Origin of the sequence: Rhizobium sp. Root1203, assembly GCF_001424945.1 — a bacterium.
Taxonomy (GTDB): domain Bacteria; phylum Pseudomonadota; class Alphaproteobacteria; order Rhizobiales; family Rhizobiaceae; genus Rhizobium.
Map to the genome: position 1 here is coordinate 344,725 of NZ_LMCW01000001.1, position 21,423 is coordinate 366,147.

Sequence of the window (21,423 nt, forward strand, 5' to 3'; positions counted from 1 at the left end):
ATACCGACATTGACGCCGGAGTGCGTCAGTCAATTCGCCGCAACACAACCATTTCAAAGGAGTTCAACATGGAAGCGGAAGCAGCAAAGTTCATCGGTGCAGGCCTGGCTTGCTTTGGTATGGCCGGTACGGCTCTCGGCCTCGGCAACATCTTCGGCAGCTACCTGTCCGGCGCTCTGCGCAACCCGTCTGCTGCTGACAGCCAGTTCGGCCGTCTGGTATTCGGCTTCGCCGTTACGGAAGCTCTGGGCATCTTCTCGCTGCTCGTCGCTCTCCTCCTGCTCTTCGCCGTCTAAGACAGGCGAACTGAAGGATCACGGCCTGCGAACCGCAAGCCGTGATTCTTTGTATTTGCAGTACACCTGGAGGTGAGCATGTTTTTTGTGACCCCGGCTTACGCTGAAGAAGCCCCGGCGGGAACCGCAGAAACTGGTGCAGCTACCGGTACAGACGCGCATGCCGCCCCGGCAGCAGGCGAGGTCCACACCGAAACCGGCGTGCCAGCCGAACACCATGGCGGTGTCTTTCCGCCTTTCGATTCGACGACTTTCGCGTCCCAGCTCCTGTGGCTGGCGATTACGTTTGGCGTCTTCTTCGTGCTCATGCAAAAGGTCATCGCACCGCGCATCAGCGGCATCCTCGATCAGCGTCACGACCGCATTGCGCAGGATCTTGACGAGGCCGGCCGCCTGAAGGCGGAGGCCGACGCGGATGTTGCCGCATACGAAGCCGAGCTGGCAACGGCTCGGGCCAAGTCGAACGCGATCGGTTCCGCCGCTCGCGACGCTGCCAAGGCGAAGGCTGAAGCCGACCGCCGTACGGTCGAGGCCGGCCTTTCTGAAAAGCTCAAGGCTGCGGAAGGCCGCATCGCCGACATCAAGGCGAAGGTTTTTGCCGACGTCGGCACCATCGCCGAAGAAACTGCGACTGCCGTCGTCGAGCAGTTGATCGGCGGCAAAGCTGCCAAGGCTGACGTCACCGCTGCGGTCGCAGCGGCAAAGAAGGGGGCTTGATCGATGGAATTTGCATTGGACGCAACATTCTTCGCGTTTGTCGGTCTCGTCCTGTTCCTGGCGCTGGTCGTATACCTGAAGGTTCCGGGCATGATGGCAAAGTCGCTTGACGACCGCGCCGACCAGATCCGCAACGAGCTGGCGGAAGCCAAGCGACTGCGCGAGGAAGCCCAGCACCTGCTGGCGGAATACCAGCGCAAGCGCAAGGAAGCCGAAGCGGAGGCCGCCCACATCGTGGCAGCCGCCGAACGCGAAGCCGAAATGCTGACCGCTGAAGCCAAGAAGAAGACGGAGGAATTCGTCGCGAACCGCACGGCGGTTTCCGAGCAGAAGATCAAGCAGGCAGAAGCCGACGCGATGAAGGCGGTTCGTTCCGCCGCCGTCGACCTGGCGATTGCCGCTGCCGAAACCGTTTTGGCGAAAAAGGCCGATGCGAAGGTTCAGTCCGAACTCTTCGGTACCGCTGTCGGTGAAGTGAAGAGCCGCCTCAACTGAGTTGAGCAGCAGCTTTCCAAAGGCCCCCTCGTGGGGCCTTTTTTCGTTTGTGCGCTATATCGGGCCATGAGAGGAGGGCGGATGATGATTGCGGAGAGCGGTGAAGGCCCCTTCCTGTCCGACGGCCTGGTCTGGCGGCGGGTTGCCCCGTGGAGCGCTGGCGTGCAGGCGCTGCTGAGCCATCTGCACGCCAATGGCTTCGACGCCGCGCCGCGTGCTGCCGGCGTCGACAGGACGTGGGAGCGCGTCACCTTTCTCGATGGCAGGACCGGCGAGATTGAAACGGACCCGGAGATGCAATCCGCCGTGGCGCTGGCGTCTGCCGCGCGGTTGCTCCGCCGATACCACGATTGTGCCGCACCGATCGCTGCCGAATGGGCGAGCCGGGAGTGGCAGCTGCCGCCGATCGCGCCGTTCGAAACGGTCTGTCACGGCGATTTCGCACCCTATAACGTCGTCCTGCGGGATGGCGAGGTCAGCGGCATTATCGACTTCGAGACTGCGCATCCCGGCCCCCGCGCATGGGATCTTGCCTATGCCGTCTACAGATGGGCGCCACTCGGCGCCGGCGTCGGCGCGCCGCTTGCGGGTATCGATCGGCAGGTCGACCGAGCCCGGCTCTTCCTCGACGAATACGGGCTGCACGGGCGATTGCGGGCCGGCGTTGTCGACACGCTCATCGAGCGGCTCGAGCGCCTTGTCTCCTTCATGCTGGAACAGGCGGCAAACGGCTCGGTGAAATACCGTGCCAATCTTGAAGAAGGACACGATCGGCTCTATCGCGCGGATATCGATTATCTCGGTCTTCACCGCAAGCGGATCACTGACGGCCTGATGCCGACCTGACCTCCGCCTACTCGCTCTCCACGACCCCGGTCAGTTTCAGCGGACGAAAGGTCATCCTGTGCAACGAGCAGGGGCCATGCGCCTCGATGCCGGCGCGATGCTGTGTCGTTCCGTATCCGGCATGGGAAGCAAAGCCGTAGAGCGGAAAGATCAGGTCGGCCCGAGTCATCATGCGGTCGCGCGTGACCTTGGCGACGATGGACGCGGCTGCGATCGAGACCGAACGTGCATCGCCCTTGACGACGGCCTGGCCGGGGCAGTGGAGCCCGGGCGGAACATCCAGTCCGTCCGTCAGCACGTAGCTCGGCAGGATCGCCAGGCTGCAAATGGCCCGTCGCATGGCATCGAGGCTTGCCTTGCGGATATCCGTCTCATCGATACGCCGGGAACTCGACGATGCAATGGCGACCGTTGCGGTGGCCAGAATCTGCTCGAAAAGCTCCTCCCGTTTCATGGCCGAGAGCTGCTTGGAATCATTCAGGCCTTCCGGAATCCGCTTCGGATCGAGAATGACCGCGGCGGCAACGACCGGCCCGGCGAGCGGCCCCCGCCCGGCTTCATCGGCACCGGCAACCGGCCAATGGCCGGCCTTTCGGGCCTTCAGCTCCAGCCGGAAATCAGGCACGAGCGGGACATCTTCGAAAAGCATAGGAGAATCGGGTGGCGTGCGACGTTTCATGCGGCTGAACTTCGCACGCCAACCCGATTTCCTGCAAGTCCCCGGATCAGGGCGGCGGGCCGGGGACTTGAATGCGGACGGGCAGGGCAGCCATCCGCAAGCTTGATATCAAAGCAGCGACAGCTGCACGCCGCTGCCATCCGGCGGCACGAACAGGTCGTCACGCAACGGCATGCTGCGCCGTGTCATTCCAAGACGCTTCGTCGCCATTTCGAACCGGCGGGCGATCTGCCAGGCATAGGGCCCGGCTCCCTTCATCCGCTTGCCGAAATCGGCATCGTAGTCCTTGCCGCCGCGCATCGAGCGCACCAGGGACATCACATGGCGATAACGGTCGGGGTAATTCTGCAGCAGCCAGTCCCGAAAGAGCGGCGAAACCTCCAGCGGAAGGCGCAGAATGACATAGCCTGCCTCCAGTGCGCCGGCTGCCTTCGCCGAATCCAGGATGCGCTCCAGCTCGTGATCGTTGAGAGCCGGTATCATCGGCGCAGCCATCACCGAAGTCGGAATGCCTGCTTCGCTCAGCGTCCGGATCGCCTCGAGCCGACGCGCCGGCGTTGCAGCCCGTGGCTCCATCGTGCGCGCCAGCTTGCGGTCGAGCGTCGTTATCGACAGCGAGACGCGCACAAGGTTCTTTGCGGCCATCCGCTCGAGGATGTCGATATCCCGCAGGATCAGCGCCGACTTGGTGACGATGGAAACCGGATGGTTCGCCTTCTCGAGCACCTCGAGTATCTGACGCATGATGCGCCATTCTTTCTCGATCGGCTGATAGGGGTCGGTGTTGGTACCGATCGCGATCGCCCGCGGCTTGTAGCCGGGTTTTGCCAGTTCGCGCTCCAGAAGCTTGGCAACATCCGGTTTGGCAAAAAGCTTCGCCTCGAAGTCCAGCCCGGCGGAGAGCCCCATATAGGCATGGGTCGGCCTCGCAAAGCAGTAGATGCACCCATGTTCGCAACCGCGATAGGGATTGATCGAGCGATCGAAAGGGATGTCAGGCGACTCGTTGCGGGTGATTGCCGTGCGCGGCTTCTCGATCTGCACCTCGGTCTTGAACGGTGGCAGCTCTTCCAGTGTCCGCCAGCCGTCGTCGACGGTCTCGCGCCGCAGGGGTTCGAAGCGCCCGCTCGGGTTCAGGCCGGCCGCGCGGCCGCGGCGGCGGTCGATCTCGATCCGCAGACCGGAAGAAACGATCATTGCGTCGGCAATATCCGCCGTATTGGCAGGCGCGAATGCGGCCTGCCCTGCAAGGGACTGTTCGTTCATCGGGTTCTCCGTCGACGGAGGGCTTTGCTTCCGTCTGTTTTGATGATTAAATTCCTATCGGCAAAAAGAGAACAATGCAAGAACAAAATTGGAAAAGTGGTGCTGGCAAAGTTTTGTGCGGCGCTCTATAAATAGGCAATGTTGACAGTCCTACTGGAATGCCGGGATCAGGAACCTGAACTGGCGCAAACTTTATCGGTGTTGGTTGCAGGCGCGGTCGAAGGGCTTGTCAGCGATGTGGTGGTGCTCGACCATGGCTCGCGCGACGGTTCGTCGAAGGTGGCGGATGCGGCCGGTTGCCGCTTCCATTCTCAATGGGACATCAAGGACATACTGCGATCTGCCCGGGGCGAGTGGCTGCTCTTCGTGGAGCCGGGGGCGAGGCCGCAGACGGGGTGGATCGACGAGATCGCAGAATACGTCTCCCTCAACAAGCTGCCGGCGCGCTTCACCGCCTCGCGCGGCTATCGCCAGCCCTTCTACAAGCGGTTCGGACGTTCCAAGCCGCCCCTGGAACTCGGGCTGCTCATGCCGAAAAACCATGCACTGGCGGCGGCGCGAAGCGGCATGCGCCTTTCTGAATTCGTCAAGGGCCAGAAGCTGCGCAAGCTCTCGAGCGAACTGATTCCCTCCTGGGTCGCTCGCGCGGCGCGATAGGCGCCGGCGGCCGGGTCGCTTGTTCCGCAAACGATGGCGCCCGATAGGATTTTGCGCTATAATTCCTGCATGGCGCCGTCCGAGCGCCACGCTTCGTGACGGTCGACCATGAATGCCGGCAGACGGCAGAACAGGTCAGCGGAAGTTCCCTCTTCTGCCGGTTTCCGGCAAAAGGAGGTGCGTCATGAAACGCAATATGATCCGCGGCCTGCTATCGGCCGTCGTATTGGCGACATCGATGATCGCGCATCCGCATCCGGCGGCATCGCAGATGATGCGCAGTTGCGCAGGGCGATCCGAGGTCGTCAATTTCCTGGATAAGACCTTTGCCGAGAAGCTGACCGCTGTCGGACTGATCAACGAGAACGCCATGCTGGAGGTCTATGCCGCCCAGAGCGGCACGTGGACATTGCTCATCACGAATGTGGGCGGTGTCAGCTGCATCCTGCTGTCGGGTGACAGTTGGGAGACAATGCCGGCTCTGCCTGGCATAGGAACCTAGATCGCCAATGATGCATCATTTACCCGCGCCGCGCTTCAAGTGCTCGTCAAGGCGGGGCATGATCTCAACGAAATTGCAGGGCATATGGCGGTAGTCGAGCTGCGCTTTCAAAATACCGTCCCAGGCATCCTTGCAGGCGCCGGGCGAGCCGGGCAACGCGAAGATGAAGGTCGCGCCGGCAACGCCGGCCGTCGCCCGCGACTGAATGGTCGATGTGCCGATCTTGTCGAAGGAAATACGATGGAACACCTGCGAGAATCCATCCATCTTCTTCTCGAACAGCGGCTCCAGGGCTTCCGGGGTGACATCGCGGCCGGTGAAGCCGGTTCCACCTGTCGTGATCACCACATCGATCTCCTTGCGGCTGGTCCAGGCCTTGACCTGCGCGGCGATCGCCCGCGTTTCGTCGGGCACGATGGCGCGTTCGATCAGCCTGTGACCGGCCTCAACGATCCGTGCCGCCAGCGTGTCGCCGGAGCGGTCGTCGGCCGGCGTCCGCGTGTCCGAAACGGTGAGGACGGCAATGCCGAGGGGAATGAAGGGGCGGTTTTCGTCAAGTCCTGCCATGGCCGTCTCCCGCCAGTGTTTCCGTCGCTTCGAAGTACCAGTCGGGACGCTTGCTGTGAAGCGCGCGGGCCGCATTCTCCGCAGCAGCCGCTGTCTCGAATATGCCGAAGCATGTCGCGCCGGACCCCGACATCCGCACGAATGCGGCTCCGTGCGCCTCGAGCATCGCCGAGATTTCGCCGATCTCCGGCAGCAGGGCGCGGGCAGGCGGTTCGAGGTCGTTGCGCATCCCCTTCAGGCTGTCGAGCCAGGATGGTCCTATCCCCGTTTCAAGCGGCGCATTGGTCTTGGTCGCGAGCCGCCGGAAAACCTCGGGCGTCGACACGCCCTTCAGCGGGTTTGCAAGCACCATCGCAAACGCCGGCATGTCGCCGACCTCCTCGATCCGTTCGCCGATGCCGCGCGCAATCAGCGGCCGGCTCGTCAGGCACATCGGCACATCGGCACCGAGCCCGATGGCAATTTCGTCCAGCGTCTCTTCCGGCAGTGAGGTTCGCCACAGCCGCATGAGCCCGCGCAGTGCCGCAGCCGCATCCGCCGAGCCGCCGCCGATACCGGAGGCGACAGGCAGGTTCTTTTGCAGATGAATGCGGACCGGGCCGGCGGAACCGCCTGCTCGAAGCACGGCAGCGCGCAGCGCATCGCGCGCCTTTAGAACCAGGTTGGTGCCGCCATCCTCCTTCAGCGTGTCGCAGAAGCGACCGCTCATGACGAACGCGTCGGACGGCGCCGCCGCAAGGTCCAGCCTGTCGCCGCAACGTGCGAAGGTCACCAGCATTTCGAGCAGATGATAGCCATCGCTTCTCTGGCCCGTCACATGCAGGGCCAGATTGATTTTTGCAAACGCGTCCTCGCGGATGATCGCGTCGCCGCCGATACCCTTCTCAGGCATCGGTTATCAGGACTTCTTGTCCGCAGGCTTCGGATCGACAGGCGCCGGATCCGGCTGCTTCTTGTCCGCGGCCTTGGAATTCTCCCCGTCCGAGGGCAGGCCGTTGGCGATCTTTTCCTTGATCTTCGGAATCTCGGCAGCTTCCGGCTCCGAGGCAAGGGCCCGGTTCCACTGGTAGACCGCTTCCAGCTTGCGCCCGACGCGCCAGTAGGCGTCGCCCAGGTGATCGTTGATCGTCGCGTCGCCAGCCTTGATCTGGGCGGCTCGTTCGAGCTCGTTTACGGCATCGTCGAACTTGTTGAGGCGGAAATAGGCCCAGCCGAGAGAATCGATGATGTATCCGTCGTCGGGGCGCAGATCGACAGCCTTCTTGATCATCGCCAGCCCCTCGTCGAGGTTCCGGTTCATGTCGATCCAGGAGTAGCCGAGATAGTTCAGCACCTGCGGCTGGTTGGGGTTGAGTTCCAGGGCCTTGCGGAAGCTCGGCTCGGCCTTGTCCCACTGCTTCAGCCGTTCATAGGCAATGCCGCGCTGGAAGAACACAGTCCAGGTGTTCTTCCCTGGCAGCGGTCCGATGACCTCGACGGCCTTGTCGTAGTTCTCGGCCATTGCCGCATAGTCCTTGGCGTCGGACAGGACGCTGCCATAGGCGAGGTAGCTGCGGATATCCTTGGGGTCGGAGGCAATCAGGCCCTGCAGGTGCTTGCGGGCCTCCTCGACCTTGCCGCCCTCGGCGAGCGCCAGGCCGAGCTGCAGCTCGGAGATGCGGCTCATCGGCGAATTGTCTGGAACCTGCTTGTAGATGGCAATGGCACGATCCAGCTGGTTCTGCTTTTCGGCGATGCCGCCAAGCATCACGAGAGCGTCGGCGCTATCCGGGTCGAGGCTTTTGGCGATCTGCAGATAAAGCGAGACGATGTCTTCCGCTCCGTCGCGATTGAGTGCGCCGGCGAAGGAGAACAGCACGCCGGCCGCGCCCTGCTTGGCAGTTTCAACCTGCTGTTGCTGCTTCTCGTTGTTGGTAATGCTCTGGCGCAGCGCGTTGAGGGGCGCATAGTTCGGCAGCAGATTGTCGCCGACGGAAATCGTGTCGAGCGCCTTCTGCTTGTTGCCCTGCGTTGCTTCCAGGCGTGCCAGCGCGATAACGGCGCGCATGAACGTATCCGGAGCCGTTGCCGCGCCGTCCTTGTCGAGGACCGCATCGTTCAGATGCCGGCGTGCCGATCTTACGTCGCCGTTGACGATCGCGATCGCGCCCGCATTGTAGGCTTGGAAAATGCCTAGCCAGTCCGGGCCCTTCATCTTCTCGACCTGGGCCAGGGCTTCCTTGCCCTTGCCGGAGCCCAGTCGCGCCCAGGCGGCCATGAGGTCATTCATCACGCGGTCGAGATCCGTCGGGCCCGTTGTCCGCAGCGCCGTCTCGGCGGTCTTGTATTCGCCGCGACGGATCGCATCCGCGCCCCGCACGATCGTCGCCAGACGCTCGATGGTCGGATCGTTCTTCAGATCGTTCGCATACTTGACGCTGTCCTTGATGTCGCCGTTGAGCAGGAGCGAGATCATCAGGCGCTGGCGGATCTCCGGATTGCCGGGCTCGATCTGCAGCGCCTTCTTGTAGAGCGCGATCGCGGTTTCGTAATCGTGATCGACATCGGCAGTGCGGGCAGCAAGCAGCGCTCCGGCAAACGTGTTGACGGTGTCGGGGTCAAAGATCGCGCTGGTGCCGGCTTCGTCCTTCTTGGCCGCGTCTTCGGCGTTGGCGCCGCCAAGCGCGCTGAGCGACAGGACCGCCGCCAGGGCCGCGCTCGAAAGAAGACGAATGGCAAATTTCAGACGCATTAGAAAACCTCTCTTCCAGGGCAGCCAACCTCGGTCCGGCTGCAAATCAGTTGAAAAGACTGATTCACGGCAGGATGGCTTTTTTGAAGCGGCCCCGCAAGAAATTCAGCCCGCGATCAATGACCGTCGATTAATTGACGCGCTCGATGCAGAAGTCGATGACTTCCATCAGTGCTGATTTCCATGGTGTATCGGGAAGCGGCGCGAGGGCATCTCGCGCTATCGTCCCGTAGTGGACCGCACGGGCAATCGTATCGTTCAGCGTTCCGTACTTGGTGATCAGGCCAAGCGCCTTTTCCAGGTTATGATCGGTGCTCTCGCCGCCTTCGATGGCCTTTCGCCAGAAGGCGCGCTCGTCCTCGGTGCCGCGCCGATAGGCCAGTATCACCGGCAGCGTGATCTTGCCCTCGCGGAAATCGTCGCCGACATTCTTGCCGAGGTCGGCTGCCTTGCCGCCATAGTCGAGTGCGTCGTCGACCAACTGGAAGGCGAGCCCGAGGTTCATGCCGTAGGACTTCATCGCGTTGCGGCCGGACTTGCCGGCATCGGCGACGATCGGGCCGACTTCGGCGGCCGCGGCAAACAGGGCGGCAGTCTTTGCGCGGATGACCGAGAGGTAATCGTCTTCCGTCGTTTCCATGTTCTTGGCGACGGAGAGCTGCAGGACTTCGCCTTCGGCGATGACGCAAGCAGCCGAGGACAAAACGTCCAGCGCATCCAGCGAGCCGACATCGACCATCATGCGGAAGGCCTGGCCGAGCAGGAAGTCGCCGACGAGAACGCTTGCCTGGTTGCCCCAGATCATGCGCGCGGTGGACTTGCCGCGGCGAAGATCGCTTTCATCGACGACGTCGTCGTGCAGTAGCGTTGCCGTATGCATGAACTCCACGCTCGTCGCGAGCTTGATATGATTTTCGCCCGCGTAGCCGAACAGCGCCGACGACGCCAGCGTCAGCATCGGACGCAGCCGCTTTCCGCCGGAGGAGATCAGGTGGTTCGCCACCTCCGGAATCATCTGGACGTCGGAACCTGCCTTTGAAAGGATAAGCTGGTTGACCCGCTCCATATCCGCCTTGGTTAAATCGACCAGCGGCTTGACGGATGCCAGTTTGTTTTTGCTTTCTTCAAGCGGTATGACCACGCCCAACGACCCGGACTCCTGTTCACTCATTGAGTTTGACAATAGAAAGGGGCGATAGGCGCGGCAAGAGGCGAATTGGTCGCGTCGCGCAAAATTGAAAGGGATTCCACGGCAAATGCATGAACTTATCCGCGCCAACGATCCCGTGTTGCTCTCCTTTGCCGAGAGCCTCATGAAGGATGCCGGAATCCACTGCTTCATTGCCGATCAGGGCATGAGCATATTGGAGGGCTCGCTCGGCATGCTGCCGCGCCGCCTTCTGGTCGACGAGGACCGGGCCGACCAGGCGCGCCGCATCTTGATCGATGCAGGGCTTGGCGACGAACTGCGCAATTCCAGGTGAGCGTCCGATGACGCCGGGTGTTGCAGAAACCATCGATGCATTCCATCGCGGCCTGTTCCATGTGGTGCAGCCGAAGGGCAGGGGCCATCGTGCCGGCATGGATGCCATGCTGCTCGCGGCACTGGTCGACGACGAGCGCCCGATCAGGCTTGCTGATCTCGGGGCCGGCGCCGGCGCTGCAGGGCTTGCAGTCGCATCCCGGCTGCCTGCCGCCGATGTCGTCCTGTTCGAGCGTTCCGGGGAGATGGCCGGCTACGCGCGCCGCAGCATCGTGCTTCCCGAAAACGCTCGTATCGCGGGGCGGGTGTCCGTCGTCGAGGCGGATGTGACCCTGAAGGCCAAGGCGCGCAACGCGGCGGGCCTCGTCGACGAGAGCTTTCATCACGTCATCATGAACCCGCCCTTCAACGATGCGGGCGACCGCCGCACGCCGGACGCCCTGAAAGCGGAAGCGCACGCGATGACCGAGGGATTGTTCGAAAGCTGGGTGCGAACGGCGGGCGCGATCATGATCCCCGGCGGGCAGCTGTCGCTGATCGCGAGACCGGAGTCGATCGCCGAGATCGTCGACGCCTGCGGCAGGCGTTTCGGCGGCATCGAGATCACCGCGATCCATCCGCGCGGGGGTGAAAACGCGGTGCGCATTCTGGTGACGGCGATAAAAGGGTCGCGCGCGCGGCTTTCGCTGCGCGCGCCTCTCATCATGCACGAAGAGGGTACGCATAAATTCTCCCCCTTCGTGGACGATCTGAACAATGGCCGCGCGGCCTATTCCCGCCGCTAGGCCCTTCTAGGCGCTAACCTATGACGAAGTCGAAAAGCAGCTTGATGTTCAGGCCGGCGATCACGACCGCAATCGCATAGGCGACCGCGCTGAGCCAGCGCGGTGCGACGAGCTCCCCCATCTTTGCCTTGTTTGCGGTGAACATCACCAGCGGGAAGACCGCGAAGGACAGCTGCAGGCTGAGAACGACCTGCGTCAGGATGAGGAGCTCCGCCGTTCCCGCGTCGCCGTACCAGATGGTCACGAAGGCGGCGGGAACGATTGCGATCGCACGGGTGATCAGCCGTCGCATCCACGGCTGCAGCCGGATCTTCAGGAACCCTTCCATGATGATCTGGCCGGCAAGCGTTGCCGTAACGGTCGAATTCAAGCCGCAGCATAGAAGTGCGATGCCGAACAGCGTCGGAGCGATCGCCAGGCCGAGCAGTGGCGCGAGCAGCGACGATGCCTCGCCGAGTTCCACGACGTCGGTCTTTCCATTGGCATGGAATGCCGCGGCTGCAAGGATCAGGATCGAGGCGTTGATCAGCAGCGCGAAGCAAAGCGCGACCGTCGAGTCGATCGTCGCGAAGGTCAGTGCCTCGCGCTTCTCGGGCACGGAATGGCCGTAGGCGCGGGTCTGCACGATTCCGGAATGAAGGTAGAGGTTATGCGGCATCACGGTTGCTCCGAGAATGCCGAGTGCCAGATAGAGCATCTCCGGATTGGAAACGATTTCTGTCGTCGGGAAGAAGCCGCGGATCACCGCGCCCCATTCGGGGTCGGCAAGGAAGATCTGCACGCTGAAACACACGGTGATGATGCCGAGCAGCGCAATCACGAAGGCTTCCACCCAGCGGAACCCGATCTTCTGCAGATAGAGAATGAGGAAGACATCGAGCGCGGTGATCAGGACGCCAAGTTCGAGCGGGATGCCGAAGAGAAGATTGAGACCGATCGCGGTGCCGATGACCTCGGCGATATCGGTGGCGATGATCGCGATCTCGGCAAAGGCCCAGAGCGGAATCGACACGTATTTCGGGAAGGCATCGCGACAGGCCTGCGCCAGATCGCGGCCCGATGCGATGGCAAGGCGGGCGCACAGCGATTGCAGGACGATCGCCATCAGGTTGGACAACAGGGCAACGGTCAGCAGCGCATAACCGAACTTCGATCCGCCGGCGAGCGATGTCGACCAGTTGCCGGGGTCCATGTAGCCGACGGCGACCATGTAGCCGGGGCCGACGAACGCGGCGATCCGCCGCCAGCGCGATCCGTTCCGGGGGGCCTCTACCGTTCGGTATACATCGGACAACGATGCCTCGCCGACGTCCGATCGCCAGCCCCTCTTAGTCTTCGGATTTACAATGTCCATGAAACGCCTGCCTGTTGAAGGATGCGCCCAATATGTCTGATTGGAATGATAATGCAAGTCATTCGCAATAAGAAAAGCAAACGATGCGTGTTTTAAGCGAAAGCCATTGCGTTTGCCGTTGCGTTGCATACATGAATTGCGTTCGCTCAAGACGATGCAAAGGATTGGAAATGGCCGGATTTTTGAGAAAGCTGATGCCCAAGCGGTTTCGCAAGGAGGGTATCGAGATCCCTGTGGTCCGGCTTCAGGGCGCGATCATGAGCGGCGGCAGCCAGTTCAGGCCCGCCCTCAATCTTGCGTCCACGGCCCAGGTTCTCGAAAAGGCATTCGGCTTCAAGGAAGCGCCCGCAGTCGCAATCTCGATCAATTCGCCTGGCGGATCGCCGGTTCAGTCGCGCCTGATCTTTACCCGCATTCGCGAACTCGCCCGCGAGAAGCAGAAGAAGGTCCTTGTCTTCGTGGAGGACGTCGCAGCGTCAGGCGGCTACATGATAGCGCTGGCTGGCGATGAGATCATTGCCGATCCGACCTCCATCGTCGGTTCGATCGGCGTCGTTTCCGGCGGGTTCGGCTTTCCGGAGCTTCTGAAGAAGATCGGCGTGGAACGCCGTGTCTACACCGCCGGCGAGAACAAGGTGATCCTCGATCCCTTCCAGCCGGAAAAGGAAAAGGACATCGAATACCTGAAGACGCTGCAGCTGGAGATCCATCAGGTGTTTATCTCGATGGTCCGGGAGCGCCGCGCTGGCAAGCTCAGGGACGACGAGACAGTCTTTTCCGGCCTCTTCTGGACAGGCACGCGCGGGCTGGAACTCGGCCTGGTCGACGGTCTCGGAGACATGCGCCAGGAATTGAAGAAACGCTACGGCTCCAAAACGAAGCTGACGCTGGTCACCCCCGCCCGGGGTCTTTTCGGACGGCGCATTCCGGGCGTATCATCGGCATCGCTTGAAGGCGTGGCGTCCGGTTTCGCCGCCGGACTTGTCGAGACCGCCGAAGAAAAGGCATTGTGGAGCCGATACGGCTTCTGAGGGAGTGAAAGACAGGCGACATGCCACAGCTTATAATCTTGGGTCTGCTCGTGGTGGGCGCCTGGCTTCTCTACCGCCGCTTCGTTGCCGAGGCGACGCGGCTCTCCGAAAAATCGCGCCGCGCGGAGAAGGAGCGACAGACCGGTGCGATCGGCACCCTCGTCAAGGACCCGGTGACGGGCGAATACCACCTGAAGAAGGACGAGGACGAGTAGGGCGTTGCCGATCGTCCGCTTTATGATATACATATGGTGTGCGTATATCATGAGGTGACCCATGCAAGTTGCAAAGTGGGGAAATAGCCTGGCAATCCGGATCCCGAGCGTCGTCGTCGATGCTCTGGAGCTGAAGGAAGGCGACGACGTGGTCGTTCGTATCGCCGAAGATCGGGCATTTGAGATCGAACGAAACGATGCCCGGCAGAAGGCATTTGAAAGAATAAAAGCGTTCAGGCTCAGGCTTCCTCCTGATTGGATGTTTGATCGCAACGACGCGAACTCTCGCTGATGCCGCCGGCGCGCAGCTTTCTCGACACGAATATTCTCGTCTACGCTTTTTCCGAGGGCGCCCGGGCGGAGGTCGCGCAGTCGTTGTTGGTCGAGCCGTTCATCCTGAGCGTTCAGGCTTTGAATGAATTCTCCAATGTCGGTCGCAAGAAGCTGGGCATGAGTTGGAGCGATATCGAATATGCCGTTGCGAACCTGATCACCATGTCGTCGTCCATTGTTCCGCTCGACGAACAGATCACCGCGTCGGCGCTCGACTTGGCACAGCGCTACAATCTCGCATTCAACGACGCTTTGATGGTTGCCGCAGCGTGCTCAGCTGATTGCGAACGCTTCTATTCCGAAGACTTGAATGCCGGCTTGGTGATCGATGCGGGGCTGACCGTTGTCAATCCATTTCGCTAAGCCTTGACCCTCACGGTGTGTTCGTGGCACCAGTCCCGGCAACAGATCAATTGAACGGCAACCTTCCCATGTCTGCAGCTGCGATCCCCGACCACATGAACCCCAAGCGCTCGTTCCAGGCGCTGATCCTGACGCTTCACAGCTATTGGGCGGACAAGGGTTGTGCGGTGCTGCAGCCATACGACATGGAAGTCGGCGCCGGCACGTTCCATCCCGCCACGACCCTGCGCGCCCTCGGCCCCAAGCCCTGGAAGGCCGCCTACGTGCAGCCCTCGCGCCGTCCGTCCGACGGCCGCTATGGCGAAAACCCGAACCGCCTGCAGCACTACTATCAGTATCAGGTCATCCTGAAGCCGAACCCGCCGAACCTGCAGGAACTATATCTCGGTTCGCTGGAGGCTATCGGCCTCGATCCGCTGCTGCACGATATCCGCTTCGTCGAGGACGACTGGGAAAGCCCGACGCTCGGCGCGTGGGGGCTTGGGTGGGAGTGCTGGTGCGACGGCATGGAGGTCTCGCAGTTCACCTATTTCCAGCAGGTCTGCGGCCTCGAGTGTTCGCCTGTTGCCGGCGAGCTGACCTACGGTCTCGAGCGCCTTGCGATGTATGTCCAGGGCGTGGACAATGTCTACGACCTGAACTTCAACGGCCGCGAGGGCGACGAGAAGATCAGCTACGGCGACGTCTTCCTGCAGGCCGAGCAGGAGTATTCGCGCCATAACTTCGAATTCGCCAATACCGAAATGCTGCACCGGCACTTCATCGATGCCGAAAAGGAATGCCAGGCGCTGCTCGCCGCCGGCGCGCCGGGCGACAGCGATAATCAGAAGCTGCACAAGTGTGTCTTCCCGGCCTACGACCAGTGCATCAAGGCCAGCCACGTGTTCAATCTCCTGGATGCGCGCGGCGTGATCTCGGTGACCGAAAGGCAGAGCTACATCCTTCGGGTGCGCACGCTCGCCAAGGCCTGCGGCGAAGCCTTCCTGCTGACGGACGCCGGCGGTGCGAATATCGCAAGGGCTGCCGCGTGATAGGAGGCCGCAACGGCCTCCTTCTCCCTAAACGTCGCTAGGCGGAAAATCGAGCACGCCTCGCGGTTTGACGCTATCGGCAAACCTGCATAGTGTCCGTTTTGAACTTTACGTCGTTGCGGGGGATTCTCGATGTTAATTGCTCTTGGCGTCATCGTCTTGATCGCGCTCTATATTGTCTTCATCTACAATGGTCTCGTTCGTGCCCGCCAGATGGCCGAAGAGGCCTGGTCCGGCATCGATGTACAGCTGAAGCGCCGCGCAGATCTCATTCCCAATCTGATCGAGACGGTCAAAGGCTACGCCTCTCACGAAAAGACCACGCTCGAGGAAGTCGTTGCGCTGCGCAACAAGGCGCAGGCGGTTCCAGCGGGCGATGTCGCCGGAAGAGCCCAGGCGGAAGGCCTGCTCGGACAGGCGCTTGGCCGCGTTCTGGCGCTCGCCGAAGCCTATCCGGACCTGAAGGCCAACGAGAACTTCCGCGAACTGCAGACCTCGCTTGAAACGATGGAAAGCGAAATCCAGATGGCCCGCCGCTATTACAACGGCGCTGCGCGCGATCTCAACGTCAAGGTCGAGAGCTTCCCCTCCAATCTCGTTGCCGGCCAGTTCGGCTTCCAGAAGCGGGAATATTTCGAAATCACCAACGAGGCCGATCGCGCCGTTCCGTCCGTAAAGTTCTGACATCCGCCATTTGCCTTTGCGCAAAAGCTGCTATGAGCAGGGAAAGATCGTGGCCGGAAGCTGCCCTCGCGCAAAGACGGAAAAGACAAGGCAATGAGTAAAGACAAGCTCACCATCATCCCGCCTGGCAAGCCGCTTTCCGGCCGTGCCGTGCCGCCCGGTTCAAAGTCGATCACCAACCGCGCGCTGCTGCTGGCCGGCCTTGCCAAGGGCACGAGCCGTCTCACCGGCGCGCTGAAAAGCGACGATACGCGCTACATGGCGGACGCCCTGCGCGCCATGGGCGTGACGGTGGATGAACCCGATGAGACCACCTTCGTCGTCACCAGCTCCGGCGAACTGAAAGCCCCGGCGGCACCGCTCTTCCTCGGCAATGCCGGCACCGCGACCCGCTTTTTGACGGCGGCGCTGGCGCTCGGCCACGGTCGCTATGTCGTGGACGGTGATGAGCATATGCGCAAGCGGCCGATCAAGCCGCTGGTCGAAGCATTGAAATCGTTGGGCGTCGCCATCGAGGCGCCGACCGGCTGCCCGCCGGTCACGATCGACGCCACTGGCCGTTTTGATCGCAACAAGGTCGTCATCGACGCCGGCCTCTCCAGCCAGTATGTCTCCGCCCTGCAGATGGCGGGGGCCTGCGGGTCCGAGCCGTTCGAGATCGAGCTTGCCGGCGCCGATATCGGCGCGCGCGGTTACATCGACCTGACGCTTGCCGTCATGCGGGCTTTCGGCGCCAAGGTCACCCAGCCCACGCCGTCCTCCTGGCTGATTGAGCCGACAGGCTACGTCGCCACCGATTTCGTCGTCGAGCCCGACGCCTCTGCTGCGACCTATCTCTGGGCCGCAGAAGTGTTGACCTCAGGCAAGATCGACCTCGGCGTGGCCGCCGGCGATTTCACCCAGCCGGATGCACGTGCCTACGACATGATCGCCAGGTTCCCGAACCTGCCGGCCGAAATCGACGGTTCGCAGATGCAGGACGCGGTGCCGACGCTGGCCGTCCTCGCTGCCTTCAACAACACGCCCGTCCGTTTCGTCGGCATCGCCAATCTCCGCGTCAAGGAATGCGACCGCATCCGGGCGCTGTCGACCGGCCTGACGCAGATCCGCGCCGATCTGGCGCGCGAGGAGGGCGACGACCTCATCGTGCAGTCCGATCCGTCGCTGGCCGGCCAGCATCTGCCCGCCGGGATCGACACCTTTGCCGATCACCGCATCGCCATGAGCTTCGCGCTCGCCGGCCTGAAGATCGACGGCATCACCATTCTGGATCCGGATTGCGTCGGCAAGACCTTCCCGGCCTATTGGCGCACGCTGTCGGGACTGGGTGTGAGCTATGCGGACGAGGCCTAACACTATCTGACGCGGCCGGGCGCCGCAGGCGGGGGAGTAAGATGATCCGGCGGCTTTTCGGCCTGTGCTTCGTTCTGTTTCTGGCGCTTGCCGCAGGCTCGTCCTTTGCGGCGGAGGTCATCGATTCCTTCGCCTCGGACATCGCGCTGGATAGAAACGGTTCGATGACGGTGCGGGAAACGATCACCGTCAATGCCGAGGGCAACCGCATCCGGCGCGGCATCTTCCGCGATTTTCCGCTGACGCTGAAAGATGCCGACGGCCGCACCATCCGCGTCGATTTCGACGTCGTCTCGGTCACGCGCGACGGCCGCGACGAGCCGTGGCGCACCGAGTCCATTTCCGGCGGCATTCGCATCTATGCCGGCGCGGAAGACGTGATGCTGAGCTATGGCCGGCATCAATACGTCTTCACCTACCGGACCAACCGGCAGGTCCGCTATTTCCCGGAGCACGACGAACTCTATTGGAACGTCACGGGCAACGGCTGGATCTTTCCGATCATGTCGGCGACCGCGGCGGTAAAATTGCCCGAGGGCGTCAGTGCGATCGACACTGCCGTCTTCACCGGGCCACTCGGCGCGGCCGATAAGAATGCACGCGTTTCGACAAACGGCGATCGCCTGCTGTTTTCCACCACGCAGGCGCTCGATGCCGGCGAGGGGCTGACGATCGCGGTCAAGATGCCGAAGGGCTCGATCGAGCCGCCGAGCTCGAGCGACGCGCAGCGTTGGTGGCTGAGCGACAACCGCGACTATTTCATCGGCTTCGGCGGGCTGATTCTCGTTTTTCTCTACTACACCCGCTCCTGGCTGAAGGTCGGCCGCGATCCGGCCCGTGGCGTTGTCGTGCCGCGTTGGGATCCCCCCGAAGGCATTTCGCCGGCGCTGGTGAATTATATCGACAATCGCGGCTTCTCCGGACAGGGGTGGACGGCACTGTCGGCCACGGCGCTCAATCTTGCCGTGCGCGGCTATGTCGTTCTGGAAGACCTCAAGCAATCGATCGTCATCCGCCGGACCGACAAGCCGACAGGCAAGGAGAAGCTCGAGGCCGGCGAAGCAAGCCTGCTCAACGCCGTGGGCAGCAAGGGCTCGCTGGCGATCGACAAGGCGAACGGCGAGCGCGTGAAGTCGGTGGGCGACAGTTTCCGCTCTGCCATCGAGCGCGAGCATCGCGGCAAGTACTACAATTCCAATTCCGGCTACACCGCAGGCGGCCTTGTCCTCAGCGCGGTTGCGCTCGTCGCCCTGTTCGTCTTCGGAACTTTGGAACCCGATACGATTGCCCTGATGATCGTTCCGATCGTGGTGACTGTCTTCATCTCCGTCTTCGTTGGAGGCTTTGCCAAGTCGTTCCGTCCGGGCCGATCGCTGGGCGGCAAGATCGTGGCGGTGATTGCGATCGCAATTGCGGCCTTCGTCGGCTTCAGCATCCTCTCGTCGCTGGCTCTGGCGCTTTTCTCGTCGCTGGTGGAGGTTCATGAGACGCCGATGCTGTTTGCGATCGGCGGTATCGTGCTCCTGAACGTGCTCTACGTGTTCATCATGGGAGCCCCGACGCCGCTGGGCGCGAAGCTGACGGATGGCATAGACGGCCTCCGCCAGTATCTGACGCTCGCCGAGAAGGACCGCATGAACACGGCGGGTGCGCCCGAAATGTCGCCGCAGCATTTCGAGAAGCTCCTGCCCTATGCCGTCGCGCTCGGTGTCGAGAAACCCTGGAGCCGGACGTTCGAAGTCTGGCTCGCGGCAGCGGCGGCAGGTGTGGCCGGTGCCGCGGCCTATCATCCGGGCTGGTATTCCGGAAACTTCAGCGGCGGCAATTTCTCCGATCGCATCGGCGGCTTCTCGTCCTCGATGGCGTCGACCATCGCTTCCACGCTTCCGAGCCCGCCACCCAGTTCATCCTCCGGCTTTTCCGGGAGCAGCGGCGGCGGTGGCGGCTTCTCCGGCGGTGGGGGCGGCGGCGGCGGCGGCGGGGGCTGGTGAGACTTCTTGCTTGACCCCGGGCAAGGATCCCGCTCGACCTCGGTCAAGCATTCCCGCTCGACCCCGGGCAAGCATTCTTGCTTGACCTTTCGCCTCTCTCCCCTTAACCGCCAGACGGAAACGCGAAAGGGACGGCTATGAAGGTTCTGTTGATCGGATCGGGCGGACGCGAACATGCTCTCGCGTGGAAACTGGCGCAGTCGCCGTTGATGACTGAATTCTATGCCGCGCCCGGCAATCCCGGTATCGCCGAGCATGCGACGCTGGTCGCTGTCGATGTCGAGGACCATGACGCCGTCATCGCTTTCTGCGAGGAAAAGGCGATCGACTTCATCGTTGTCGGGCCGGAAGCCCCGCTCGTCGCCGGCGTCGCCGACCGTCTGCGTACGGCAGGCTTTGCGGTCTTCGGTCCCTCCGCAGCTGCTGCCCAGCTGGAAGGCTCCAAGGGTTTCACCAAGGACATCTGTGCCCGCTACGATATTCCGACCGGCGCCTACCAGCGCTTCAACAATGCGCCCAAGGCCAAGGCTTACATCCGGGAGCAGGGCGCCCCGATCGTCGTCAAGGCAGATGGCCTGGCTGCCGGCAAAGGCGTCACCGTGGCGATGACCGTCGACGAGGCACTTGCCGCGGTTGACGACTGCTTCGAAGGTGCATTCGGCGCTGCCGGCGCCGAAGTCGTGGTCGAGGCCTATCTCGATGGCGAGGAAGCAAGCTTCTTCTGCCTCTGCGACGGCAAGCACGCGCTGGCGCTCGCAACCGCCCAGGATCACAAGCGGGTGGGCGAGGGCGATACAGGTCCGAATACCGGCGGCATGGGCGCCTATTCGCCGGCACCCGTCATGACGCCGGAGATGGTGGAGCGCACGATGAAGGATATCATCGAGCCGACCATGCGCGGCATGGCCGACAGTGGGTTTCCCTTCTCCGGCGTCTTCTTTGCCGGCCTGATGATCACCGAGAAGGGCCCCGAGCTCATCGAATACAACGTTCGCTTCGGCGATCCTGAATGCCAGGTGTTGATGATGCGGTTGAAGAGCGATCTTTTGCCGATGCTGCTTGCCACCGCCAACGGCACGCTGGATCAGGTCGCCGCCGAATGGAGCGACGATCCGGCCCTGACCGTCGTGATGGCGTCGAAGGGATATCCCGGCTCCTATGACAAGAACACGCCGATCCGCCACGTCCCGGATGCCGGAAAGGGCGCCAAGGTGTTCCATGCCGGCACGGCTTTGCAGGACGGCGCACTTGTTGCCACCGGCGGGCGCGTTCTGAACGTGACGGCTACGGGAAAGACCGTCGGCGAGGCACAGAGCCACGCCTATGCCCTGCTGGACAAGGTGGATTGGGAGAATGGTTTCTGCCGCCGCGACATCGGCTGGCGCGCGGTCGAGCGCGAAAAAGCCTGATCCGGATCGAAATCGGGTCAGTTCTCTAAATTTTTACCCTTTCCCCTGACGGGATGGAAACAAAAGCACGCTAATTCTGCTCTCATCGTGAGACGGAGTGGTTCCATGCGTCAAATCTTTCTCGGTGCAATCGGCGTGTTCGCGGCGAGCGCGGCGCTGGCATCCTCGCTCGAGGTGATCGGGTCCGATGCGCAGGCCGACAATGGCAGCATCATCGTCAAGCAGTGCCAGACTTGCCCGCCGCTTCAGGCCGTGCAAGCCAAGAAGGAATACGTGGTTCCCACGCTTGCCGACGGCGCCTTGCAGCAGTCGCAGGTCCGCGACGTCGGCGGCGAAAAGAAACTCTACCGCACGGAAGGCTGGATGGGCGGGTCGCCCATCGTGTTCGTGACCAAAGCCCCGACCGAATCCATGACCGCATCGGCACCGTCAGCTCCCGCGATGGACGGAATCGACCTCGCGGCGACCACCTCCATCGCCGGCGATGCCAAGCCGGTCGCCGCCGGCGTTGCCGCCCCCTCAGTGGAACCAATCGCGCCGCTGGACGTTTCTTCTTTCAAGTTGAGACCCTGATCCAAAGTTCCCTGCCCCTGCCTCCGAGGTTTCGGTCGAATGGGGTTCCACCCCTGAGGTGG

Annotated in this window: 25 protein-coding genes; 18 read left to right on the forward strand and 7 right to left on the reverse strand. The window is 62.3% G+C overall.

The window, feature by feature from the left end; all coding sequences use genetic code 11:
• Positions 1-68 precede the first annotated feature (68 nt).
• The 4 genes from ASC97_RS01720 (at position 69) to ASC97_RS01735 (ending at position 2,354) form a co-directional block, all read left to right on the forward strand.
• Positions 69-296: a F0F1 ATP synthase subunit C gene (locus ASC97_RS01720; RefSeq protein WP_003588243.1), complete on the forward strand. Its 228-nt coding sequence runs from the start codon at positions 69-71 to the stop codon at positions 294-296.
• Between the two features lie 78 nt (positions 297-374).
• Positions 375-1,013 carry a F0F1 ATP synthase subunit B gene (locus tag ASC97_RS01725; RefSeq protein WP_057466625.1) on the forward strand — a complete coding sequence of 213 codons (639 nt, stop codon included), beginning with the start codon at positions 375-377 and terminating at the stop codon, positions 1,011-1,013.
• 3 nt (positions 1,014-1,016) lie between these two features.
• Positions 1,017-1,508: a F0F1 ATP synthase subunit B gene (locus ASC97_RS01730; protein WP_057466626.1), complete on the forward strand. Its 492-nt coding sequence runs from the start codon at positions 1,017-1,019 to the stop codon at positions 1,506-1,508.
• Positions 1,509-1,589: 81 nt separating this feature from the next.
• Positions 1,590-2,354: an aminoglycoside phosphotransferase family protein gene (locus ASC97_RS01735; RefSeq protein ID WP_244481380.1), complete on the forward strand. Its 765-nt coding sequence runs from the start codon at positions 1,590-1,592 to the stop codon at positions 2,352-2,354.
• Between the two features lie 7 nt (positions 2,355-2,361).
• On the opposite strand, the gene ASC97_RS01740 is transcribed toward ASC97_RS01735, so the two are convergent.
• A complete protein-coding gene (locus ASC97_RS01740; RefSeq protein WP_057466627.1) occupies positions 2,362-3,033 on the reverse strand; it encodes a ribonuclease HII in 672 nt (223 codons plus the stop codon).
• Between the two features lie 108 nt (positions 3,034-3,141).
• The gene (locus ASC97_RS01745) at positions 3,142-4,299 is read right to left on the reverse strand and encodes a PA0069 family radical SAM protein (RefSeq protein WP_057466628.1); all 1,158 of its coding nucleotides are present in this window, start codon (positions 4,297-4,299) and stop codon (positions 3,142-3,144) included.
• Between the two features lie 138 nt (positions 4,300-4,437).
• On the opposite strand from ASC97_RS01745, the gene ASC97_RS01750 reads away from it, so the two are divergent.
• Positions 4,438-4,956: a hypothetical protein gene (locus tag ASC97_RS01750; protein ID WP_057466629.1), complete on the forward strand. Its 519-nt coding sequence runs from the start codon at positions 4,438-4,440 to the stop codon at positions 4,954-4,956.
• A 184-nt stretch (positions 4,957-5,140) separates the two neighbouring features.
• Positions 5,141-5,458 carry a hypothetical protein gene (locus ASC97_RS01755; RefSeq protein ID WP_057466630.1) on the forward strand — a complete coding sequence of 106 codons (318 nt, stop codon included), beginning with the start codon at positions 5,141-5,143 and terminating at the stop codon, positions 5,456-5,458.
• A gap of 15 nt (positions 5,459-5,473) precedes the next feature.
• Here ASC97_RS01755 and moaB read toward each other — a convergent pair whose 3' ends face one another.
• The 4 genes from moaB to ASC97_RS01775 all read right to left on the reverse strand — a co-directional run bounded on the left by moaB (position 5,474) and on the right by ASC97_RS01775 (position 9,903).
• The gene (gene moaB, locus ASC97_RS01760; protein ID WP_057466631.1) at positions 5,474-6,025 is read right to left on the reverse strand and encodes a molybdenum cofactor biosynthesis protein B; all 552 of its coding nucleotides are present in this window, start codon (positions 6,023-6,025) and stop codon (positions 5,474-5,476) included.
• Entirely contained in the window at positions 6,012-6,917 is a 906-nt protein-coding gene (locus ASC97_RS01765; RefSeq protein WP_057466632.1) for a 4-(cytidine 5'-diphospho)-2-C-methyl-D-erythritol kinase, read from the reverse strand. The genes moaB and ASC97_RS01765 overlap by 14 nt, the downstream gene beginning before the upstream one ends.
• A gap of 6 nt (positions 6,918-6,923) precedes the next feature.
• Positions 6,924-8,756 carry a tetratricopeptide repeat protein gene (locus ASC97_RS01770; protein WP_057466633.1) on the reverse strand — a complete coding sequence of 611 codons (1,833 nt, stop codon included), beginning with the start codon at positions 8,754-8,756 and terminating at the stop codon, positions 6,924-6,926.
• A 130-nt stretch (positions 8,757-8,886) separates the two neighbouring features.
• A complete protein-coding gene (locus ASC97_RS01775) occupies positions 8,887-9,903 on the reverse strand; it encodes a polyprenyl synthetase family protein (RefSeq protein ID WP_057466634.1) in 1,017 nt (338 codons plus the stop codon).
• Positions 9,904-10,012: 109 nt separating this feature from the next.
• On the opposite strand from ASC97_RS01775, the gene ASC97_RS01780 reads away from it, so the two are divergent.
• Together ASC97_RS01780 and ASC97_RS01785 are read left to right on the forward strand one after the other, a co-directional pair.
• The gene (locus ASC97_RS01780) at positions 10,013-10,240 is read left to right on the forward strand and encodes a putative signal transducing protein (RefSeq protein ID WP_057466635.1); all 228 of its coding nucleotides are present in this window, start codon (positions 10,013-10,015) and stop codon (positions 10,238-10,240) included.
• 7 nt (positions 10,241-10,247) lie between these two features.
• The gene (locus tag ASC97_RS01785; protein ID WP_057466636.1) at positions 10,248-11,024 is read left to right on the forward strand and encodes a tRNA1(Val) (adenine(37)-N6)-methyltransferase; all 777 of its coding nucleotides are present in this window, start codon (positions 10,248-10,250) and stop codon (positions 11,022-11,024) included.
• Between the two features lie 13 nt (positions 11,025-11,037).
• On the opposite strand, the gene ASC97_RS01790 is transcribed toward ASC97_RS01785, so the two are convergent.
• Positions 11,038-12,378, reverse strand: coding sequence for an Nramp family divalent metal transporter (locus ASC97_RS01790; RefSeq protein WP_057466968.1), 1,341 nt, complete (start codon positions 12,376-12,378; stop codon positions 11,038-11,040).
• Between the two features lie 170 nt (positions 12,379-12,548).
• Between ASC97_RS01790 and ASC97_RS01795 the strand changes: the two genes are divergently transcribed.
• The 10 genes from ASC97_RS01795 (at position 12,549) to ASC97_RS01840 (ending at position 21,361) form a co-directional block, all read left to right on the forward strand.
• Positions 12,549-13,409 carry a S49 family peptidase gene (locus ASC97_RS01795; RefSeq protein WP_057466637.1) on the forward strand — a complete coding sequence of 287 codons (861 nt, stop codon included), beginning with the start codon at positions 12,549-12,551 and terminating at the stop codon, positions 13,407-13,409.
• A 20-nt stretch (positions 13,410-13,429) separates the two neighbouring features.
• Positions 13,430-13,624 (forward strand): hypothetical protein, encoded by a 195-nt coding sequence (locus ASC97_RS01800; protein ID WP_057466638.1) that lies wholly within the window; start codon positions 13,430-13,432, stop codon positions 13,622-13,624.
• A gap of 61 nt (positions 13,625-13,685) precedes the next feature.
• Positions 13,686-13,916: an AbrB/MazE/SpoVT family DNA-binding domain-containing protein gene (locus ASC97_RS01805; RefSeq protein WP_057466639.1), complete on the forward strand. Its 231-nt coding sequence runs from the start codon at positions 13,686-13,688 to the stop codon at positions 13,914-13,916.
• Positions 13,916-14,320 carry a PIN domain-containing protein gene (locus ASC97_RS01810; protein WP_057466640.1) on the forward strand — a complete coding sequence of 135 codons (405 nt, stop codon included), beginning with the start codon at positions 13,916-13,918 and terminating at the stop codon, positions 14,318-14,320. The genes ASC97_RS01805 and ASC97_RS01810 overlap by 1 nt, the downstream gene beginning before the upstream one ends.
• A 68-nt stretch (positions 14,321-14,388) precedes the next feature.
• Complete coding sequence (locus ASC97_RS01815; RefSeq protein ID WP_057466969.1) at positions 14,389-15,351, forward strand: glycine--tRNA ligase subunit alpha; 963 nt, start codon at positions 14,389-14,391, stop codon at positions 15,349-15,351.
• A gap of 132 nt (positions 15,352-15,483) precedes the next feature.
• Positions 15,484-16,035, forward strand: a complete 552-nt coding sequence (locus ASC97_RS01820; RefSeq protein ID WP_057466641.1) for a LemA family protein — start codon at positions 15,484-15,486, stop codon at positions 16,033-16,035.
• A 93-nt stretch (positions 16,036-16,128) separates the two neighbouring features.
• Positions 16,129-17,388 carry a 3-phosphoshikimate 1-carboxyvinyltransferase gene (locus ASC97_RS01825; RefSeq protein WP_057466642.1) on the forward strand — a complete coding sequence of 420 codons (1,260 nt, stop codon included), beginning with the start codon at positions 16,129-16,131 and terminating at the stop codon, positions 17,386-17,388.
• A 41-nt stretch (positions 17,389-17,429) separates the two neighbouring features.
• Positions 17,430-19,379: a DUF2207 domain-containing protein gene (locus ASC97_RS01830; protein WP_057466643.1), complete on the forward strand. Its 1,950-nt coding sequence runs from the start codon at positions 17,430-17,432 to the stop codon at positions 19,377-19,379.
• A gap of 137 nt (positions 19,380-19,516) precedes the next feature.
• Positions 19,517-20,788 (forward strand): phosphoribosylamine--glycine ligase, encoded by a 1,272-nt coding sequence (gene purD, locus ASC97_RS01835; protein ID WP_057466644.1) that lies wholly within the window; start codon positions 19,517-19,519, stop codon positions 20,786-20,788.
• Positions 20,789-20,893: 105 nt separating this feature from the next.
• Positions 20,894-21,361, forward strand: a complete 468-nt coding sequence (locus tag ASC97_RS01840; RefSeq protein ID WP_057466645.1) for a plant virulence effector HPE1-like domain-containing protein — start codon at positions 20,894-20,896, stop codon at positions 21,359-21,361.
• The last annotated feature ends 62 nt before the right edge of the window (positions 21,362-21,423 follow it).

What these genes read in the sequence shown, in the direction of transcription:
- ASC97_RS01720 (WP_003588243.1), top strand. Translation starts at nt 69, where the DNA reads ATGGAAGCGGAAGCAGCAAAGTTCATCGGTGCAGGCCTGGCTTGCTTT.
- ASC97_RS01725 (WP_057466625.1), top strand. Translation starts at nt 375, where the DNA reads ATGTTTTTTGTGACCCCGGCTTACGCTGAAGAAGCCCCGGCGGGAACC.
- ASC97_RS01730 (WP_057466626.1), top strand. Translation starts at nt 1,017, where the DNA reads ATGGAATTTGCATTGGACGCAACATTCTTCGCGTTTGTCGGTCTCGTC.
- ASC97_RS01735 (WP_244481380.1), top strand. Translation starts at nt 1,590, where the DNA reads ATGATGATTGCGGAGAGCGGTGAAGGCCCCTTCCTGTCCGACGGCCTG.
- ASC97_RS01740 (WP_057466627.1), bottom strand. Translation starts at nt 3,033, where the DNA reads ATGAAACGTCGCACGCCACCCGATTCTCCTATGCTTTTCGAAGATGTC.
- ASC97_RS01745 (WP_057466628.1), bottom strand. Translation starts at nt 4,299, where the DNA reads ATGAACGAACAGTCCCTTGCAGGGCAGGCCGCATTCGCGCCTGCCAAT.
- ASC97_RS01750 (WP_057466629.1), top strand. Translation starts at nt 4,438, where the DNA reads ATGTTGACAGTCCTACTGGAATGCCGGGATCAGGAACCTGAACTGGCG.
- ASC97_RS01755 (WP_057466630.1), top strand. Translation starts at nt 5,141, where the DNA reads ATGAAACGCAATATGATCCGCGGCCTGCTATCGGCCGTCGTATTGGCG.
- moaB (WP_057466631.1), bottom strand. Translation starts at nt 6,025, where the DNA reads ATGGCAGGACTTGACGAAAACCGCCCCTTCATTCCCCTCGGCATTGCC.
- ASC97_RS01765 (WP_057466632.1), bottom strand. Translation starts at nt 6,917, where the DNA reads ATGCCTGAGAAGGGTATCGGCGGCGACGCGATCATCCGCGAGGACGCG.
- ASC97_RS01770 (WP_057466633.1), bottom strand. Translation starts at nt 8,756, where the DNA reads ATGCGTCTGAAATTTGCCATTCGTCTTCTTTCGAGCGCGGCCCTGGCG.
- ASC97_RS01780 (WP_057466635.1), top strand. Translation starts at nt 10,013, where the DNA reads ATGCATGAACTTATCCGCGCCAACGATCCCGTGTTGCTCTCCTTTGCC.
- ASC97_RS01785 (WP_057466636.1), top strand. Translation starts at nt 10,248, where the DNA reads ATGACGCCGGGTGTTGCAGAAACCATCGATGCATTCCATCGCGGCCTG.
- ASC97_RS01790 (WP_057466968.1), bottom strand. Translation starts at nt 12,378, where the DNA reads ATGGACATTGTAAATCCGAAGACTAAGAGGGGCTGGCGATCGGACGTC.
- ASC97_RS01795 (WP_057466637.1), top strand. Translation starts at nt 12,549, where the DNA reads ATGGCCGGATTTTTGAGAAAGCTGATGCCCAAGCGGTTTCGCAAGGAG.
- ASC97_RS01800 (WP_057466638.1), top strand. Translation starts at nt 13,430, where the DNA reads ATGCCACAGCTTATAATCTTGGGTCTGCTCGTGGTGGGCGCCTGGCTT.
- ASC97_RS01805 (WP_057466639.1), top strand. Translation starts at nt 13,686, where the DNA reads ATGCAAGTTGCAAAGTGGGGAAATAGCCTGGCAATCCGGATCCCGAGC.
- ASC97_RS01810 (WP_057466640.1), top strand. Translation starts at nt 13,916, where the DNA reads ATGCCGCCGGCGCGCAGCTTTCTCGACACGAATATTCTCGTCTACGCT.
- ASC97_RS01815 (WP_057466969.1), top strand. Translation starts at nt 14,389, where the DNA reads ATGTCTGCAGCTGCGATCCCCGACCACATGAACCCCAAGCGCTCGTTC.
- ASC97_RS01820 (WP_057466641.1), top strand. Translation starts at nt 15,484, where the DNA reads ATGTTAATTGCTCTTGGCGTCATCGTCTTGATCGCGCTCTATATTGTC.
- ASC97_RS01825 (WP_057466642.1), top strand. Translation starts at nt 16,129, where the DNA reads ATGAGTAAAGACAAGCTCACCATCATCCCGCCTGGCAAGCCGCTTTCC.
- ASC97_RS01830 (WP_057466643.1), top strand. Translation starts at nt 17,430, where the DNA reads ATGATCCGGCGGCTTTTCGGCCTGTGCTTCGTTCTGTTTCTGGCGCTT.
- purD (WP_057466644.1), top strand. Translation starts at nt 19,517, where the DNA reads ATGAAGGTTCTGTTGATCGGATCGGGCGGACGCGAACATGCTCTCGCG.
- ASC97_RS01840 (WP_057466645.1), top strand. Translation starts at nt 20,894, where the DNA reads ATGCGTCAAATCTTTCTCGGTGCAATCGGCGTGTTCGCGGCGAGCGCG.